At 43.6% G+C, this 17,489-nt stretch carries 18 protein-coding genes; all 18 read right to left on the minus strand.

The window, feature by feature from the left end; all coding sequences use genetic code 11:
• Nucleotides 1-314 precede the first annotated feature (314 nt).
• Complete coding sequence (gene lysS, locus SC79_RS19045) at nt 315-1,814, minus strand: lysine--tRNA ligase (protein ID WP_039076419.1); 1,500 nt, start codon at nt 1,812-1,814, stop codon at nt 315-317.
• 91 nt (nt 1,815-1,905) lie between these two features.
• Entirely contained in the window at nt 1,906-2,907 is a 1,002-nt protein-coding gene (gene dusB, locus SC79_RS19050; RefSeq protein WP_039076420.1) for a tRNA dihydrouridine synthase DusB, read from the minus strand.
• A gap of 16 nt (nt 2,908-2,923) precedes the next feature.
• A complete protein-coding gene (locus SC79_RS19055) occupies nt 2,924-3,142 on the minus strand; it encodes a helix-turn-helix domain-containing protein (protein WP_039076421.1) in 219 nt (72 codons plus the stop codon).
• Nucleotides 3,094-3,597, minus strand: coding sequence for a 2-amino-4-hydroxy-6-hydroxymethyldihydropteridine diphosphokinase (gene folK, locus SC79_RS19060; RefSeq protein ID WP_039076422.1), 504 nt, complete (start codon nt 3,595-3,597; stop codon nt 3,094-3,096). Before folK ends, SC79_RS19055 begins: the two co-directional genes overlap by 49 nt.
• Nucleotides 3,594-3,956 carry a dihydroneopterin aldolase gene (gene folB, locus SC79_RS19065; RefSeq protein ID WP_039076423.1) on the minus strand — a complete coding sequence of 121 codons (363 nt, stop codon included), beginning with the start codon at nt 3,954-3,956 and terminating at the stop codon, nt 3,594-3,596. Before folB ends, folK begins: the two co-directional genes overlap by 4 nt.
• On the minus strand, nt 3,949-4,806 hold the full coding sequence (gene folP / locus SC79_RS19070) for a dihydropteroate synthase (protein ID WP_039076424.1): 858 nt from the start codon (nt 4,804-4,806) through the stop codon (nt 3,949-3,951). The genes folB and folP overlap by 8 nt, the downstream gene beginning before the upstream one ends.
• Entirely contained in the window at nt 4,788-5,669 is an 882-nt protein-coding gene (pabC, locus tag SC79_RS19075) for an aminodeoxychorismate lyase (protein ID WP_039076425.1), read from the minus strand. The genes folP and pabC overlap by 19 nt, the downstream gene beginning before the upstream one ends.
• Nucleotides 5,669-6,253 carry an aminodeoxychorismate/anthranilate synthase component II gene (gene pabA / locus SC79_RS19080; RefSeq protein WP_039076426.1) on the minus strand — a complete coding sequence of 195 codons (585 nt, stop codon included), beginning with the start codon at nt 6,251-6,253 and terminating at the stop codon, nt 5,669-5,671. Before pabA ends, pabC begins: the two co-directional genes overlap by 1 nt.
• Nucleotides 6,250-7,680 carry an anthranilate synthase component I family protein gene (locus SC79_RS19085; protein ID WP_039076427.1) on the minus strand — a complete coding sequence of 477 codons (1,431 nt, stop codon included), beginning with the start codon at nt 7,678-7,680 and terminating at the stop codon, nt 6,250-6,252. Before SC79_RS19085 ends, pabA begins: the two co-directional genes overlap by 4 nt.
• A 162-nt stretch (nt 7,681-7,842) precedes the next feature.
• Nucleotides 7,843-8,769: a cysteine synthase A gene (gene cysK / locus SC79_RS19090; protein WP_039076428.1), complete on the minus strand. Its 927-nt coding sequence runs from the start codon at nt 8,767-8,769 to the stop codon at nt 7,843-7,845.
• Between the two features lie 75 nt (nt 8,770-8,844).
• A complete protein-coding gene (locus tag SC79_RS19095) occupies nt 8,845-9,738 on the minus strand; it encodes a peptidyl-prolyl cis-trans isomerase (RefSeq protein WP_039076429.1) in 894 nt (297 codons plus the stop codon).
• A gap of 48 nt (nt 9,739-9,786) precedes the next feature.
• Nucleotides 9,787-10,662 carry a redox-regulated molecular chaperone HslO gene (hslO, locus tag SC79_RS19100; protein WP_039076430.1) on the minus strand — a complete coding sequence of 292 codons (876 nt, stop codon included), beginning with the start codon at nt 10,660-10,662 and terminating at the stop codon, nt 9,787-9,789.
• 11 nt (nt 10,663-10,673) lie between these two features.
• Complete coding sequence (locus SC79_RS19105; RefSeq protein WP_039076431.1) at nt 10,674-11,450, minus strand: type III pantothenate kinase; 777 nt, start codon at nt 11,448-11,450, stop codon at nt 10,674-10,676.
• A 192-nt stretch (nt 11,451-11,642) separates the two neighbouring features.
• The gene (gene ftsH, locus SC79_RS19110; RefSeq protein ID WP_039076432.1) at nt 11,643-13,556 is read right to left on the minus strand and encodes an ATP-dependent zinc metalloprotease FtsH; all 1,914 of its coding nucleotides are present in this window, start codon (nt 13,554-13,556) and stop codon (nt 11,643-11,645) included.
• A gap of 97 nt (nt 13,557-13,653) precedes the next feature.
• Nucleotides 13,654-14,196 (minus strand): hypoxanthine phosphoribosyltransferase, encoded by a 543-nt coding sequence (hpt, locus tag SC79_RS19115; RefSeq protein WP_019713025.1) that lies wholly within the window; start codon nt 14,194-14,196, stop codon nt 13,654-13,656.
• Nucleotides 14,193-15,611: a tRNA lysidine(34) synthetase TilS gene (gene tilS, locus SC79_RS19120; protein WP_039076433.1), complete on the minus strand. Its 1,419-nt coding sequence runs from the start codon at nt 15,609-15,611 to the stop codon at nt 14,193-14,195. The genes hpt and tilS overlap by 4 nt, the downstream gene beginning before the upstream one ends.
• Before the next feature lie 103 nt (nt 15,612-15,714).
• Nucleotides 15,715-16,731: a protein kinase domain-containing protein gene (locus SC79_RS19125; protein WP_039076434.1), complete on the minus strand. Its 1,017-nt coding sequence runs from the start codon at nt 16,729-16,731 to the stop codon at nt 15,715-15,717.
• On the minus strand, nt 16,697-17,434 hold the full coding sequence (locus tag SC79_RS19130) for a VWA domain-containing protein (RefSeq protein WP_082022849.1): 738 nt from the start codon (nt 17,432-17,434) through the stop codon (nt 16,697-16,699). The genes SC79_RS19125 and SC79_RS19130 overlap by 35 nt, the downstream gene beginning before the upstream one ends.
• Nucleotides 17,435-17,489: the final 55 nt, after the last annotated feature.

Genomic DNA, 17,489 nt, shown 5'->3' on the forward strand with positions numbered 1-17,489 from the left:
TTGCGCAGGCCCCTGACTACGCACATCACTGTGCGATTTATAAAAATTGAATTAACAGGTACGTTTTGTCTTGTTTAGTTTTCAAAGATCATTTTGTTTGTCGACTTCGTTTAAGCGACTTTATTATTGTAACTCACTGAATCAGTGAAGTCAATAACTTTTTTGAATTTCTTTTTTTCGTCATTGCCTTGTTTAGCGGCAACGAATAATAATATACCACCTTGTAAATAATAGTGCAATAGTTTTTTTGAAGAAATACTTAAGAATTTAAAAAGAGCGGCATCCTTCCACTTGAAGGATGCCGCTCTTTTTTATTAGCGCTGTCTCATTTGCGGGAATAACAGCACATCGCGAATAGAAGGTGCATTCGTCAGCAGCATAACCAGACGGTCGATACCAATTCCTAAGCCTCCTGTTGGCGGCATGCCGTATTCTAAAGCTTCAACAAAGTCTTCATCCATTAAATGAGCTTCATCGTTACCAGCTTCACGTTCTTTTAATTGCTCTTCAAAACGTTCTCTTTGATCAATAGGATCATTCAGCTCTGTAAACGCATTTGCATGTTCACGGCCAACAATAAACAATTCAAAACGGTCTGTAAAACGCGGGTCCTCTGGATTTTTCTTGGCTAGAGGAGAGATTTCTACAGGATGTCCGTAAATAAACGTTGGCTGAATCAGCGCTTCTTCGATTTTTTGTTCGAAGAATTCGTTGATGATATGGCCTACTGTCATAGAATCTTTTATCTCTACACCATGTTCTTTTGCGTATTCACGCGCTTGTTGAACAGTAACCTCTTCCCAGAAATCAACACCAGTCGCTTCTTTGACTGCGTCAACCATATGGATTCTTTTCCATTCAGGTTTTAGGTCGATTTGTTCTTCGCCGTATTGGATCGTAGTCGTGCCAAGCACTTCTTGGGCAATATGAGCAACGAGGTTTTCAGTTAAACTCATGATATCTTTATAGTCCGCATAAGCTTCATATAACTCAATCATCGTGAACTCAGGGTTGTGGCGTGTAGAGACACCTTCATTACGGAAAACACGGCCGATTTCATAAACTTTTTCTAATCCGCCGACAATCAGACGTTTTAGGTGCAGTTCAATTGCAATACGCATGTAGAGCGGAATATCCAATGCATTGTGATGGGTGATAAACGGGCGTGCAGAAGCGCCCCCAGGAATGCTGTGCATTGTCGGTGTTTCTACTTCTAAGTATCCGTGATCATCAAGGTATCTTCTCATAGCTTGAATGATCTTGCTTCGTGCGATGAACGTATGTTTGCTGTCTGGATTTACGATAAGATCCAGATAGCGCTGACGGTAGCGCTGCTCAACGTCTTTTAAACCATGGTATTTGTCAGGAAGCGGACGAAGCGCTTTTGTCAGCAACTCAAAAGAAGTTGCTTTAACAGACAATTCGCCTACATTTGTTTTGAAGACTTTTCCGGTTACACCGATAAGATCCCCGAGGTCAGAAGACTTGAAGATTTCGTATTGGTCGTCACCGACACTGTCTTTTCGTACATAGATTTGAATTTGGCCTTCTAAGTCCTGAAGATGGGCAAAACCGGCTTTTCCTTTACCTCGTTTTGTCATCATGCGGCCTGCGATTGTGACTTCAATCGCTTTTTCTTCTAACTCTTCTTTGGTTAGTTCTTGATATGCTGAAATAACTTCCTGAGATTGATGAGTTCTTTCAAAACGTGCGCCGAACGGATCAATGCCGTTATCTCTCATCTGGTTCATTTTATCGCGTCTGACTTGCAGCTGGTCATTCAATTCTTCATGGTTTTGCTCTTCTTGACTCATTGTTATCACTCCATTACAGATATTGTTTCATGAAAAAAGCAGAAAAACTGCCAGCATAAAACTGGCAGTGAGCAGCAAATAGAGGTGAGTATTATCCTACTTTTGCGTTTTGAAGCTCTTTTGCCTCAACTTCAACAGTAAATGCATCTAAAAGCTGCACAACCTCTTCTCTTGTCTCGCAATGATTGATGTCATTACGAACATTCGCATTGCCTCTTACGCCTTTCAGATACCATGCAGCGTGCTTTCTCATTTCTCTTACCGCTACGTTTTCACCTTTTAAGTCAATCAGGCGGTCAAGGTGCAGTTTGCATACAGCCATCTTTTCGCGTACTTGCGGCTCTTCTTTCAATTCACCTGTTTCAAGGTACTGAACCGTACGGTAAATCATCCACGGATTGCCCAATGCAGCGCGTCCAATCATGACACCGTCTACTCCTGTTTCATCGAGCATACGCTTAGCATCCTGCGGCGTCTTCACATCGCCGTTTCCGATAACCGGAATTGATACTGATTGTTTTACTTCTTTAATGATGTCCCAGTTTGCGGTTCCTTCGTACATCTGGACTCTTGTACGGCCGTGGAGCGCAACTGCTTTTCCGCCGGCACGTTCTACAGCCTGTGCGTTTTTCACTGCGAAAATGTGGTCTTCATCCCAGCCCATTCTCATTTTTACTGTAACTGGTTTATCAACGGCATCCACTACTGCAGAAACCATTTCGTGAATCTTATCAGGATCGAGAAGCCATTTCGCTCCCGCGTCACATTTTGTAATCTTCGGTACAGGGCATCCCATATTAATATCAATAATATCAGCAGTTGTGTTTTGGTCTACAAATTTCGCCGCTTCCACAAGGGTTTCCTTTTTTCCTCCAAAAATTTGAAGGCTGAGCGGTTTTTCGCGTTCATCAATGTAAAGCATACCCATGGTTCTTGCATTGTTGTAAAGGATCGCTTTGTCACTGACCATTTCAGCGCATACCAATCCAGCACCGAATTCCTTTACAGTCAACCTGAATGCCGAGTTGCAGACACCAGCCATCGGGGCAAGGACAACCCGGTTTTTCAATTGAATATCTCCGATTTTAAACATATTTGACCTCCCTTCATCATTTGTTATCTTTTTCTGAAGGCGCTAATTCGTCCACGCTTATATTTAAAACATCTGCTGCACCTTGAATGATGTCAGCTGACGGCAATCGGTTTCCGCGTTCAATTTCGCCGAGAATAGAAACTGATATACCTAATGCTTTTGCAAATCCTTCTTGAGTATAACCTTTCAGCTTTCTGAATGCACGAATTCGTCTACCCCAGATATCTGCTTCCATACTCTTACACCTTCTTGGTCTGTTTCCGCGCTTATTGCCTCTTTTTCAACCTGCTGGGAAATCTCCGCGAGCGGCACAAGGACAAACAAACGCTCATACATTCTCGGATGTGGAACAATTAGTTGCTCTGTTTCAATATTTTCACGATTAAACAGCAAAATGTCAAGGTCTGCCGTCCGCGGTCCCCATCTTACTTCCCTTGTTCTGCCTAACTCATATTCTATATGCTGTGTCAGTTCTAGAAGTTCAAAAGGGTTCATCGATGTCGTGATTTCAACAGCCATATTCAAGAATTCAGCTTGGTCTTCGTATCCGACTGGATCAGTTTCGTAAATAGAGGATACTTTAGTAACTGTCACCTCATCATGTTGATGCAGCAATGTCACCGCTCGCCTTAAATACGTTTCTTTATCTCCAATGTTCGACCCAAGCGCAATATAAGCTATATTGTTCATGATTTTTTTCTCGTGATTTCAATCGCTACTGATTTATAGTGTCCGGGAATTGGCGGATCGGGCTTAATGACTTTCACAGTACATTGCTTTACTGGCTTAAATTTGTTAAGGACAGATTCAGCAATACGTTCCGCCAGTGTTTCCACCAATTTCACAGGTTCCCCTTCTACGATATCTTTACATACGTGATAGAGCTCAGCGTAGTTGATCGTTTCCTCAAGGTCGTCTGTTTGTCCGGCTTTGCTTAAATCCAGCTCAGCGGTTAGATCAACTTTAAACCGCTGACCAAGCTTGTTTTCCTCTTTGAACACACCGTGATATCCGTAAAACTCCATTCCTTCTACATAGACTTTATCCATGGTGCTTCCCTCCCTTATTCAGCATTGCGTCCATCATTTTCGCCATTCTGGCAATTTGTTTTACATCATGGACCCTGACGATGTCGCAGCCTTTTTGAATCCCGAGACACACAGTTGCACCTGTGCCCTCAGCCCGCTCCTCAGGCGGAAGATCCAACACACGTCCGATGAATCTTTTTCGGGAGGTTGCCAAAAGAACCGGATACCCCAGTCCGCTGAAAATCTCAAGTTTGTTCATCACTGCCAAATTATCGTGATAGGTTTTCGCGAAACCGATTCCGGGATCAAGAATAATGTTCTTCTCCTCCACACCGGCCTCAACAGCGATTTTCACACTTTCCAATAAGTCCGATAACATATCCGGCAATAAGTCATTGTAATTTCTCTCTGGACGGTTATGCATAAGAACAATAGGAACGTTGTGTTCAGCTGCAACAGACGCCATCTTTGGGTCATGTTTCGCTCCCCAAATATCATTGATGATGGATGCGCCGGCTTTAACAGCTTCATCTGCGACAGAAGCCTTGTACGTATCTACAGAAATCGGCACGCCCAGTTCTTTTGTGATACGCTCAATCACAGGAATCACTCTGGACATTTCCTCATCCTCTGACACATACTCGGCGCCGGGTCTTGTGGATTCTCCTCCGATGTCAATGATATGGACACCGTCATCGATCATCTCTTTCGCATGCAGCAACGCCTTGTCCAAGCTGTCATATTTTCCGCCGTCGGAGAAAGAGTCAGGCGTTACGTTTAAAATCCCCATCACCAGTGTCTTCTCGTTATATGATAAAGCGCTGGGCTTGGTGTGGATTACTTGTGTTTGGTCTATTGTTTGCTGCGCCATTCTCTTCCCCTCTTTTCATGAATCATGTTCTTTATTTCTTTTTTGTAAAGCATTTGAAGTGCAGAGAACGCTTCTCCGCTTTGGCCCGCATAGTTTGCATTTTCTATTTTAGTAAATGGGATGATTTCCAGAACCGAGTTTGTCATCCACGCTTCATCAGCTGTCAAAAGAGCTTCCAGCGCGTATCGGCCCGTTTTGAGCTCCAGTCCTAATTTCTTTGCATTTTCAATGACAAAACGTCTCGTGACGCCGTCCAGAATACCTGTATCAATCGACGGAGTGTAAATGCAGCTGCCTTTTCTCCAGAACACATTTGATATGATGCCTTCTGCAACAGCCCCATCGTCCGTCAAGAAAATCCCTTCTATACGCGGATCATTTCCGATTTCCCTTTTCGCATACATATTATTTAAGTAATGATGAGATTTTAATCGAAACGGGCCCTCTGGTGTGTTTCTCCTTATTGATAAAACCTTACCTTCTTTTTGCATAGGAAGGCTTTCTGGGTTCAGCTGGTTCACAATGCATAAAACAGTGGGGCTATCGTAAGTCTGGGCAACAAAGCCTTTATCGCTGATGCCGGCTGATATGTTCAATCTGACGCGGGCATCGCCATCCCTGATATCATTCAGCCAAAGCAGTTTGTCCAGCATCTCAAGAACCTCATGCTTTGAAACAGTATATTCGATTTGCAGATCTAAGAGCGCACGCTCAAGCCTTTCTATATGCCAATCAAGTAAAAACGGACACCCTTCGTAGAGCCTGAAGGTTTCGAAAACACCGATCCCATATAAAAAACCATGGTCAAAAGGAGAAAGAACTGCATCTTTCTCCTCTATATACCGGCCGTTAACATATATCATCACGCAATAACTTCCTTGCGGTATGTCTCAATGAAATTTCTAAGCATTTCTTTCCCAAATGAGGTCATAATGGATTCCGGGTGAAATTGCACGCCCTCAATCGGGAGGTCGTTGTGGCGAATGGCCATGATTTCTCCTTCTTTCGTTTGTGCTGTTACTGTGAAACAGCTTGGCAGTGTCTCAGGTTTTACGATTAGCGAGTGATAACGAGTCGCAACAAGGGGATTTTTCAAACCTTCAAAGATTGTCTTGCCGTCATGCTCGATATTCGAGGTTTTTCCGTGCATAAGCCGCTCTGCTCTCACCACGTCACCGCCAAACACTTGTGCGATGGACTGATGTCCGAGACAAACACCGAAAATGGGGATTCTTCCTGCAAAATGTTTAATTGCTTCTAGGCTGATCCCTGCCTCGTCGGGGCTGCATGGTCCCGGCGAAATCATCAGAAAATCCGGAGACAGTTCTTCAATTTCTTCGATCGTGATGTCATCATTTCGTTTCACAATCAGTTCTTCCCCAAGCTCACCTAAATACTGCACCAAGTTGTACGTGAATGAATCGTAGTTATCAATCATTAAAATCATGTCTCAGCTCTCCTCATCTCATTTTTGGTCTCTTCTTTGCTCAGCTCTAACGCCTTTTGCATCGCAAAAGCTTTTTTGAATGATTCCCTGTATTCGTGCTTTGGAACAGAATCAATCACAACTCCTGCGCCGGACTGCATGAATGTCTGCCCTCCGGTTGCATAAATGGTTCGGATGACGATATTAAAATGAAGATCGTTGTTATATCCAAACCACCCTATAGATCCAGTATAAAGCCCGCGGCGTGTCGGCTCAAGTTCTTCTATAATTTCCATCGTTCTTACTTTGGGAGCACCTGTAATGGTTCCTCCGGGAAATACAGCATGAATAATATCAACAGCATCGTACCCATCCTGCAGTTCCCCTTGAACGTTAGATACGATGTGCATCACATGCGAGTATTTTTCGATGGCCATAAATTCGTTCACGTTCACAGACCCGTACCTTGATACTCTCCCTAAATCATTTCGCTCAAGATCAACCAACATGACATGTTCAGCGCGTTCTTTTTCATTGTGGATCAATTCGTTTGCGAGCGCCTTATCTTCTTCATCGTTTTTCCCTCTTGAACGGGTGCCTGCAATCGGTCTCGTCTCTAATCGTTTCCCCTTTTTGCTGACAAGAAGTTCAGGCGATCCGCAAATGATCTGGAAATCAGGTGTCTCTAAATAGGCCATATAAGGAGAAGGATTTACTTCTCTCAGGGTTTTGTAAACTTGATATGGGTGGGCAGAGAGTGACTGTGACTGCCTTACTGATAGATTAACCTGAAACACATCTCCGCTGGCGATGTATTGTTTGATTTTCTCTACAGCCTGCGAGAATCCATCCTCAGTAAATGGCGCCGCGAAGGAACCGTCCGTTTCATGCTTTATCTCTCGCGAAGGAATAGCCGGAAGCTCAGTCAGCCACATCTGTTCCAGCCCAGATAACTTCGCGTCTGCGGATGCGTGATCAGAATCATTAACATGAGTAATCAGCCACAGAGACTCTTCTTGATGGTCATAAACTGCTATATCATCAAATACAAGAAAATAAATATCTGGCGTTTCCAAATCATCTAGTGAAAGTATTTTAAAATTTTCAATGTAACGTGCGTAATCATAGCTGAGGAAACCGATTGCCCCGCCTTGAAAATCCGGAAGCTCGTGATTTGTTTCTGTTTCCAGCGTTTTAAACCAGCTGTGGAAGGCGCGTAATGGGTCACCTTCTTTAAACAGTATCTCATCACCATGCTTAATAGTCGTCATCCCGTCTTTCCCTTTTACAGTCGCAATTGGATCAAGACCGGCTATACTGTATCTGCCGCCTCTCGCGCTTTCAAGCAGTACATGATGTTTTTTGGTTTGCGCAAGTTTCTCAAATTGTTGTAAGAATGAGTCTTTTGGAAAAAGTACTTTTTTGCCTGCCGGTCTGCGTTGTGCCATTTATATCATTCCTCTATTTTCTTTTTTGCTTGATTTTCATTGTAAAGCAATCTTGTTTGTGAAAAAAGTGAATTTCTCTTCCAAGAATATCATTCGAAACAGATACGGCATATTTGATGCAGAAATACAAAAAAACTCCCGGCGGGCCGGGAGTTTGGCTTTTTAATCAAATTGATACAGCGGCGTGCTCAGATAACGTTCGCCGTTACTTGGAATGACGGCCAATACTTTTTTGCCTTTCCCAAGCTTTTTCGCTACTTGAAGAGCAGCATAAATTGCCGCGCCTGATGAGATGCCTCCGAGAATTCCTTCTTCACGTGCAGCTCTGCGTGCATATTCGAATGCCTCTTCATTCTTTACAGGGAAGATTTCATCGTATACTTCTGTGTTTAAGATGTCCGGCACAAATCCAGCTCCGATTCCCTGAATTTTGTGGGGGCCTGGTTTTCCTCCTGAAAGAACAGGAGAGTCTGACGGTTCAACAGCGTAAATTTTGATGGAAGGGTATGCTTCCTTCAGAACCTCGCCCGCTCCTGTAATTGTTCCGCCTGTGCCAATACCGGCTACAAATGCATCAAGCTGGTCATCGCCAAATTGCTCAACGATTTCTTTACCCGTTGTTTGGCGGTGAATTTCTGGATTAGAAGGGTTATTAAACTGTTGCGGCACAAAGTATCCGTGCTTTTCAGCAAGCTCTTCGGCTTTCTTAATGGCACCTTTCATTCCTTCCGCGCCCGGAGTCAACACAAGCTCAGCACCATATGCGCGAAGAAGGTTGCGGCGCTCCATGCTCATTGTATCAGGCATAACCAATATGGCTTTTAATCCTTTAGCAGCAGCAACCATCGCAAGCCCGATTCCGGTATTTCCGCTTGTCGGTTCAATGATTGTGTCACCAGCTTTTAACTTCCCTTCTTTTTCAGCGGCTTCAATCATGGCTAATCCGATACGGTCTTTTACGCTGCTTCCAGGGTTCATGTATTCAAGCTTCAGATATACATCTGCGCTGTTCTCATCTGCAAGGCGATTTAATTTAACAATTGGCGTATTCCCTATTAATTCAGTAATGGAGTTTGCTACACGTACCATTTTCGACACCTCAATTTCCGACTATTTGTATTGGTATTATGTATATAATCTATCAATTTCAAAATTTTTTGTCAATCACTTAGTACTTTTTTCCCCATAAAACCAAGATACATCGGCTTCTTTCCAAAGCGTTTTGACTGTCGCTTTATCACCTAACTGATCCATTGCGATTTGCCGTCTGATCTGATCCTTCACTTCATCATATGAGAATGTTCTCGCCTTTAGTTTTTCTTTCAGCTGAATAACGGCGTATCCATTACTTACCTTAATCGGTTCGTCAGACCATTCATCCTCTTTGAGTGTTTTTGCTTCTTCAATATATGCTGACGGAATGTTGTCTGATGCTTCTGTGACAAAGCCTAAATCTCCGCCGTATGGTGATGTGTATCTGTCTGCAGACCTTTCTGCCGCTACAGCTTCAAAGCTTGAGCCGCCTTTCAGCTCTTTCAGGACTTCTCTCGCTTCTTCTTCATCTTTTACCACAATGTGACGAATTCGATATGAATCATCAAACTGATACAGCTCTTTATTTTTATTATAGAATGTTTTCATTTCTTTATTTGAAATATCAATATCCTTTGTTAACAGTTCCTCAAGGAGAATATTATAACGAATTTGGTCTTTCCACTCTTTTTCTGTTGTACGTTCGTCTTCGTAAAAGGAATTGTTAACCGCCTTAATCAACAAAAACTCACGATCAATTTCGTTTTTAGACACTTTGAGATTGTTCTTTTTGGCGAGCTGCTCAACGACTCGGGCATTGATCATATCTTCAAGTGTCGACTTTCCATATTGATCTTCCATTTCTTTCAGCCACTCTTGTCTCGTCACGCTTTTGCTTCCGACAGTCGCAATAGACTCCCCGGATGGCGATGCGCCGGCTTGGGATTTCGTCAGCGTATATGCAACGGCAATACAGCAAACCAGCAGCGCCCCTAAAATAACGGTCCACATTGTTCTTGATTTCAAACCTGCTTTCAGCTCCTTTATTGAAATGTAAAAAACCCGCTATAGAGCTTAGCGGGTAGTTTGGTCACGAAGCCCTTCCAGCTCTTCTTTTGTAAATAAGTACTTTTCATTACAAAAATGGCATACTGCTTCGGCTTGTCCATCTTCTTCTATCATATCTTGTATTTCTTTTTTGCCTAGCCCTAAAATGGCTGTTTCAAAACGTTCTTTTGAACAAGAACAATGAAATTTAACAGGCATCGTTTCCAAAATCTCAGGCTTCTCGCCTAGAACTTCTTCTAAAATTTCTTCTGGTGTCAGTCCTTTTTGGATGAGCTTTGAAATCGGCTCTACTTGGGATAGACGTTCTTCAATTTTTGTGATGGTTTCATCATCTGTTCCCGGCATAAGCTGAATAATAAAGCCGCCCGCCGCAAGAATGGTATTATCAGGATTCACGAGCACACCGACGCCCACAGATGAAGGAACCTGCTCAGATGACACAAGATAGTAGGTGAAATCATCTCCCAATTCTCCGGAAACAATTTCTGTTTGTCCTGTGAAGAACTCGCGCAATCCTAAATCTTTTACGACACTTAACGTTCCGCTTGTTCCAACCGCACGTCTGACATCCAGCTTGCCTTGTTCATTTAAATCAAAATGAACTTGCGGGTTAGAGACGTATGCTCTGACTTCTCCTTTTGCGTTAGCATCAGCTACAATAGCACCGATCGGGCCTCCGCCCTCGATTTTCACTGTCAGCTTATCATCGCCCTTCAGCATAGCGCCGAGCATAAGCGAAGCTGTCATTGTACGGCCCAGTGCAGCGGATGCTGTCGGCCACGTGCCATGTCGTCTTTGTCCTTCGTTTACCATATCAGTTGTTCTCGCTGCATAAGCGCGCACTTTTCCGTCATACGCAAGTGCTTTTATTAAATAATCCATTCCAAAACCTCCTATACACTTCCTACGCGGTTTCGTTCATAAATCAATTCCAGCCCTTTTAAAGTCAAGAATGGATCTACGATATCTATGCAATCTGATTCATTTGCAATGAGCGACGCAAGGCCTCCGGTCGCAATGACCTTTGGTTCCTGTTTTGCCTGCCATTTCATTCGCTTTACAATTCCTTCTACTTGACCGACATAGCCAAATAAAATTCCAGATTGCATCGCGCTAACCGTGTTTTTTCCAATAATATTGTCAGGCCGGGTGATTTCGATACGAGGAAGCTTTGCCGCACGCGAATAAAGCGCCTCTGTTGAAATCGTAATCCCAGGAGCAATTGCTCCGCCCATGTATTGTTTGTTTTCATCAATATAGCAATACGTTGTGGCAGTTCCAAAATCAACGACAATTAACGGGTTGCCGTATAGGTGTATCGCAGCAACTGCATTTACGATTCTGTCTGCTCCCACTTCTTTCGGATTGTCATATTTTATATTCAAACCTGTTTTCATACCCGGTCCGACAATTTGCGGCTCGATATGAAAGTATTTTGTGCACATTCTTTCTAACGCAAACATAATTGGCGGCACAACAGATGAAATAATAATGCCATCTATCTGTTCAAACATAAGCCCGGAATGCTCAAATAAAGAGCGTAAAATCATTCCAAACTCATCTTCTGTTTTATGCCTGCTTGTCTCTATACGCCAGTGATATTCTAATTTCCCATCATGATATACACCAAGTACAGTATTGGTGTTCCCCACATCGATAACCAGTAACAACCTCTATCACCACTTTTGAATAGTTTCTCTACTTTACTTTTTACAAACATTCTACAATACCATACACGATCAGCGGCTTATTTGTAAACAAAACGATACCAGAACTGGATGATTGTAAAAGCCGCGACCTAACTGATGATTTACATAAAAAAACTGCCAGCGTCAGCCGGCAGTTTTTAGAAAGAAAGCGAATTACTCTGTTGTATCGTCTTTCTTTTCTTCTGTTTTTGTCAGAATGTTTACTTTCACGTCATCGTTCTTCTCTTCATCAGAGAAATTGCGTTCAGGTAACGATCCATGATCGACAAGGTGTTTGATTTGTTCAGCATCCAGTGTTTCAACTTTCAGAAGCGTTTGAGCAATCAATTCAAGCTTGTCACGATTTTCAGTCAGGATTTGTTTCGCGCGCTCATAACATTCTTTAATGATACGCTGAATTTCCTGGTCAATTTCGTAAGCGATTTGATCACTGTAGTTTTGTTCGTTGTTGAAATCACGACCTAAAAATACTTGGCCGCCCTGAGACTGTCCAAATTGCAACGGACCCAGTTTTTCTGACATACCGAATTCTGTAACCATTCGTCTTGCAATACTCGTCGCACGCTGGAAGTCATTGTGCGCCCCAGTGCTGACTTCACCGAAGATGATTTCTTCAGCGACACGTCCGCCCAAGAGGCCGACAATTTTATCAAGCAGCTCCGGCTTTGTCTGGAAGTAACGGTCTTCTCTCGGAAGCATAACAGCATAACCGCCAGCCTGACCCCGAGGAACAATCGTTACTTTATGAACCATATCAGCCTCATCTAAAACGAGTCCGATCACGGTGTGTCCGCCTTCGTGATAAGCCACAATATTGCGTTCTTTTTTGGAGATGACGCGGCTTTTCTTAGCAGGTCCGGCAATGACACGGTCCGTCGCTTCGTCAATATCACGCGCATCGATTTTTTTCTTGTTTTGACGAGCTGCCACAAGAGCAGCTTCATTCAAGAGATTTTCTAAGTCAGCGCCTGAGAAGCCAGGTGTTCTCATGGCGATTGATTTCAAGTTAACCGTTTCGTCCAGCGGTTTATTTCTCGCATGGACTTTCAATACAGCTTCACGGCCAATGACATCTGGGCGGTCCACTGTGATTTGACGGTCAAAACGTCCCGGACGAAGTAAGGCTGGGTCCAAGATGTCCGCACGGTTCGTCGCAGCAATGATGATAATTCCTTCATTGGCGCTGAATCCGTCCATTTCAACAAGCAATTGGTTTAGCGTCTGTTCACGTTCATCGTGTCCGCCGCCGAGACCCGCTCCACGCTGGCGTCCGACTGCGTCAATTTCATCAATAAAAATCAAACAAGGCGCATTCTTTTTCGCATTTTCAAACAAGTCACGCACACGGGAAGCACCGACACCTACAAACATTTCAACGAAATCAGATCCGCTGATGCTGAAGAAAGGTACGCCAGCTTCACCCGCACAAGCTTTGGCAAGCAATGTTTTACCGGTACCCGGAGGTCCGACTAACAGCACGCCTTTTGGTATTCTTGCACCAAGTTCGGCAAACTTGCGGGGATCTTTCAGAAAGTCAACAACTTCAACGAGTTCTTGTTTTTCTTCGTCAGCCCCTGCAACGTCTTTAAATTTGACGCGTTTCTTTTCCTCTGTATACAACTTCGCCTTGCTCTTCCCAAAATTCATGACACGGCTGCCGCCGCCTTGGGCCTGATTGAGCAGGAAGAAAAACAGAATAAAGATAATGACAAACGGGATAATGGTCGTCAGGAACGTCACCCATCCGCTTGTTTCTTGAGCGGGCTCAACCTTTACGTCTGTCTTTTTCAAAGCATTAAATATCTGGTCTGCTCCCTTACCTTCAGGAACATGAGTCAAGAAGTATTGATCTTTGTCGTAGTTTTTCAGCTGCCCTTTTACTTCATAAACACCTCTGACAGGCTGAACCGAAACGCTATCAACTTTCCCGTCATCCAGGTTTTTGACAAACGTACTGTACGACATATTTTCTGTTTTCGGATTTGAGGTCTGGAAGTAGCTCACAACCCCGATTACTACTAATAAAATAAGTAAATAAAAAATGGTATTACGGAAGACCCGATTCATTCCTTACCTCCTCCCACAGTAAGCACAACTATGTTCAATAGTACCATAGAAAATCATTCCAATACAAACAATAACCATCTCGGAAGCAGGCTGCCGATCAGCTTTCATAAACTGCCGGTTTTAACACTCCGATATAAGGCAGATTGCGATAGCGCTCAGCATAATCAAGTCCGTAACCCACTACAAACGCGTCAGGAACTTCAAAGCCTACAAAGTCTGCTTTAATGTCCGCTTTTCTTCCGCTCGGTTTATCCAAAAGGGTAACAATCTTAATTGATTTTGCTTTACGGTATCGGAAGAGCTCTACTAGATAACTTAAGGTTAACCCACTGTCGATGATATCTTCAATAATTAAGATGTCCCGGCCCTCTACAGATGTATCCAAATCTTTGATGATTTTTACTTCTCCAGAAGAAACCGTGGAGTTTCCGTAGCTTGATACATCCATGAAATCCATTTCCAAATATGTATCAATATGTTTGATAAGATCCGCCATAAAAGGAAGCGCTCCTTTTAACACGCCGATTGCCAACGGAAATGTATCTTGATACTCGCTTGTTAGTTCTGCGCCTAACTCTTTTACTTTCTCTTGTATCTCTTCCTCAGAGATCAGTACTTTCTCGATATCATGTTTCATCATGATTTTGCTTGCCCCCTACACTTTTCATGCTGTCTATATTGTAATACAATGCGGTTGCTATTTGGAATCACAAGATCTTCAAAAATTGATTTTTTCAAGCCCGGTATCCAGATAATTTCACCGCTTGCGTCTGTCACAATCGGCCAGTTGTCTCTTTCCCTGAGAGGCAATTTCTTATCAATAAATATATCCTTTACCTTTTTCGAGCCGTTCATCCCTTTTAGTTTGATCCGGTCTCCAGCTTTTCTTGTCCGAATCGTCAAGGGAAAACTCACCATTTTTTCACTTGTAATAAAAACAGCATTCCCATGTTCTTCAGGCGATTCCGCATATCGCTTTGCCTCTATTAGAAATCCATTGGGGAGCATTGCCGTTTCATCAGCAGCTCCGCTTATTTGGTATTCAAAGGGAACATTTTTGCACTGCCATTGTTCAAATGTAAACAAACATGTCTGATATGATTTGACCACCTTCAGCCCTTTCGGAAAGTTCAATACTCCTGAAGGACCGCCCTTTTCCGCCCATTCGAGAAACTGCTGAATGTGATGAGCTGAAAAGGAGGATGGAACGTTTTCATAAAGATAGTTTAATATTAGTTGAACTCCTCTTCTTTGTAAAGGCATCGGGAGGGCAAGCAATTGAGAGGAATTGATTTCAACTGATGTATTAGACTGGCTTGTGATTACTTTATTCATTTCTTCTTTCGTTAATGACTGTAAGAAATGCTCATCTTCCGTCAGTGCTTCACTTACTTTCTGAAACCTTTTATGCACATCCGGCGACTCCTGTTTCAGAAATGGGAGCACTGTTTTTCTAAATCTGTTTCTTGTGTAATCATCTTTGGCGTTGCTTTCATCCGTCCGGTAGCTCAAGCCGTTTTGATGGCAGTAGTGAAGGATCTCTTCCTTTGTAATGGGTAAGAACGGCCTAATGATCCGTCCCGTCCCAAAACGTCTGACGGGCTGAATTCCTGCAAGTCCCGCTCCAAGTGTGCCCTTAGCCAGTCTCATAAGCATCGTTTCAACCTGGTCATCACCATGATGCGCAAGCGCCAGATAGTCCGCTTGATGCTTCGACATGACGTCCTCAAAGAACTGGTAGCGGCAATCACGTGCGGCAGCCTGCTTATTGAGACCTTTTTCCTGCGCATATGCAGTTACATGAATCTGAGCCGTTTCGCACGCGAGCTGTTCAGCCTTGCAATAAGCTTGGACAAAACGCATGTCCTCCTCGGATTCCGGGCCCCTGAACCGATGGTCGACATGAGCCGCAATGATATTTGCTGAACGTCCGCATAACGTATGCAACGCGTGAAGAAGAGCTATTGAATCCGGACCGCCGGAAACGCCTACAATGATTGTCGCCCCTTTTAACGCAAGATTGTGTTTATGAAAAAAATCTTTGACACTTTTCACAATGTCCTCCTCGCAATGAGCAGGTTTTTTAAAGATATTCATATCCTATCACTTTCAATCCTTCCAAGCAAAGAAGAAGCATAGGCTTAGCAGATTGTGCCATTCAGATTAAGAAAAAGATAATGTAGGCGAAATAAAGTGCTAAAACACTGATCACGATAAGCGTTGTTTCAAATAATCCCCCCGACTTAGCGGCCTTTTGTTTGGGGGTGTATCGTGTCTTCGTTACTTTCCCTTGGCGCGGTTTTTGCTGGCTTTGTCTTATGACAGGCTGCGCCGGTGCTTTAGCAGCTTGTTTTCCCTGCACTGCCCTTTGCCCAGTGTCGAGCATGTCTTTCTTCATTTCATCTGCGGATTGATAAGCCCCGTTCAATGCTGAAATAAGCACGTTTTTATACTTTTTCAGCAGCGAGTGTCCTTCGACTAGAGATCTAAGCTGTTCCTTAGGCTGATTTGACTTCTTGAATTCTTTTTTATGCACGCTGTTGACCATGATCATGGCAACAGCAAACAGATCGTAGGATGGCTCTGCTTTTCTCGTTCCATACCCCCAATAGCCTCTGTCGTAAAACTCGGTATACTCTTTTATTGCCCGTCCTGCCTTTGTCGTGCCGCCTACGTCAATGCAGCGGATTCTTGCTGGCGGACCGGTTACGATCAAATTGTCAGGTTTAAGATCGCCGAATATCCATCCTTGTTGGTGAAGCACCGATAAGCTGGATAAAAGCTGAATGATCAATACCGGTATCCATTCTGCTCCTTTATCACTGACATAATTCAGAAGCAGCGGGCCTTTTATGTATTCCATTGCATAAAATGAAACCTTCGTATTTGCACTGGGGATATAGGCATCATCTGTATCAAAAAAAGAAGGCCCCATTGTAACGGACTGGGCCTTTGAGAAAGATTTCAAGACATTCACTTCAGAAGTAATAGACAAGCTGTCATCACTCACCTTTAAGGCAACATGTCCATCTGATGCTTCTGCCAAATACACAATTCCATTGGCCCCTTTTCCAAGCTGTTTACGCAGCGTATAAGTGTTTCCGTTCCACTTGCCTTTGATTGTCGTACCCGGCTTAAGGCTACATGCCAAACTCGTTAAAGCGTCGTTCATCATCTGCCAGCATGCTCCTTCTTGAGCGGATTTTTTCAAACTGCATTGTCGCTTCGCGTATCGCTGGGCCTGTAGGCGTGATGCCGCCTGTCGACAACTTTGCAAAGAGAGTGGAAAGAGATTGCAGCTTCGGTGTCCAGTTCAGCACAAGCTCGACCTCTTGTTTTTTCCCGGGAAATATACACATCGCAAATTCGTTATTCCCGATTCGGGAATTGAGACTGACAGACAAATCTATCAATGCCTCTTTTACAGTTGGAAGCTTAGGCGCCATACTCGCGCTTGTATCGACAAGAACCAACACCTGAAGATGCACCGTTTCTCCAAGCTCGTCTACCACTTCCATCACTTCGCCGCGTTTTTCCGGTGAAAGCTCCTCCATCTCCACATTCTTTCCAAGGATTTGTTTCAGCTCTTGATTGACTACACCTTGCAAGGTTTGCGTCATCGCTTTTTTTGTCACCATTTGCACGGTTTGTGAAAGCTGGGACGCATAAACGACTTGATGCACGCCGCCCCCGGCAAGCGCAATTCCTTCAACTTCCTTCATTGCCTCTGGGTCAATTTGATTTTCTTCCATTATACCTATCACATTTACCGTAATCCCCTGCTCCTTAGCATAAGCAGCCATTGCTAGCGGGTCTTCCCCATGATTCGAGCAGCCATCCGTTATCAGCAAAATTTGATTTAAATGTCCGTTGTTCACATTCATTCCTCCTGGAGAATACGAGGATTCTCAGATTCATATATTCTCATCATCG

The organism is Bacillus sp. MSP13 (genome assembly GCF_000815295.1).
In the GTDB taxonomy this organism is placed as follows: domain Bacteria; phylum Bacillota; class Bacilli; order Bacillales; family Bacillaceae; genus Bacillus; species Bacillus vallismortis.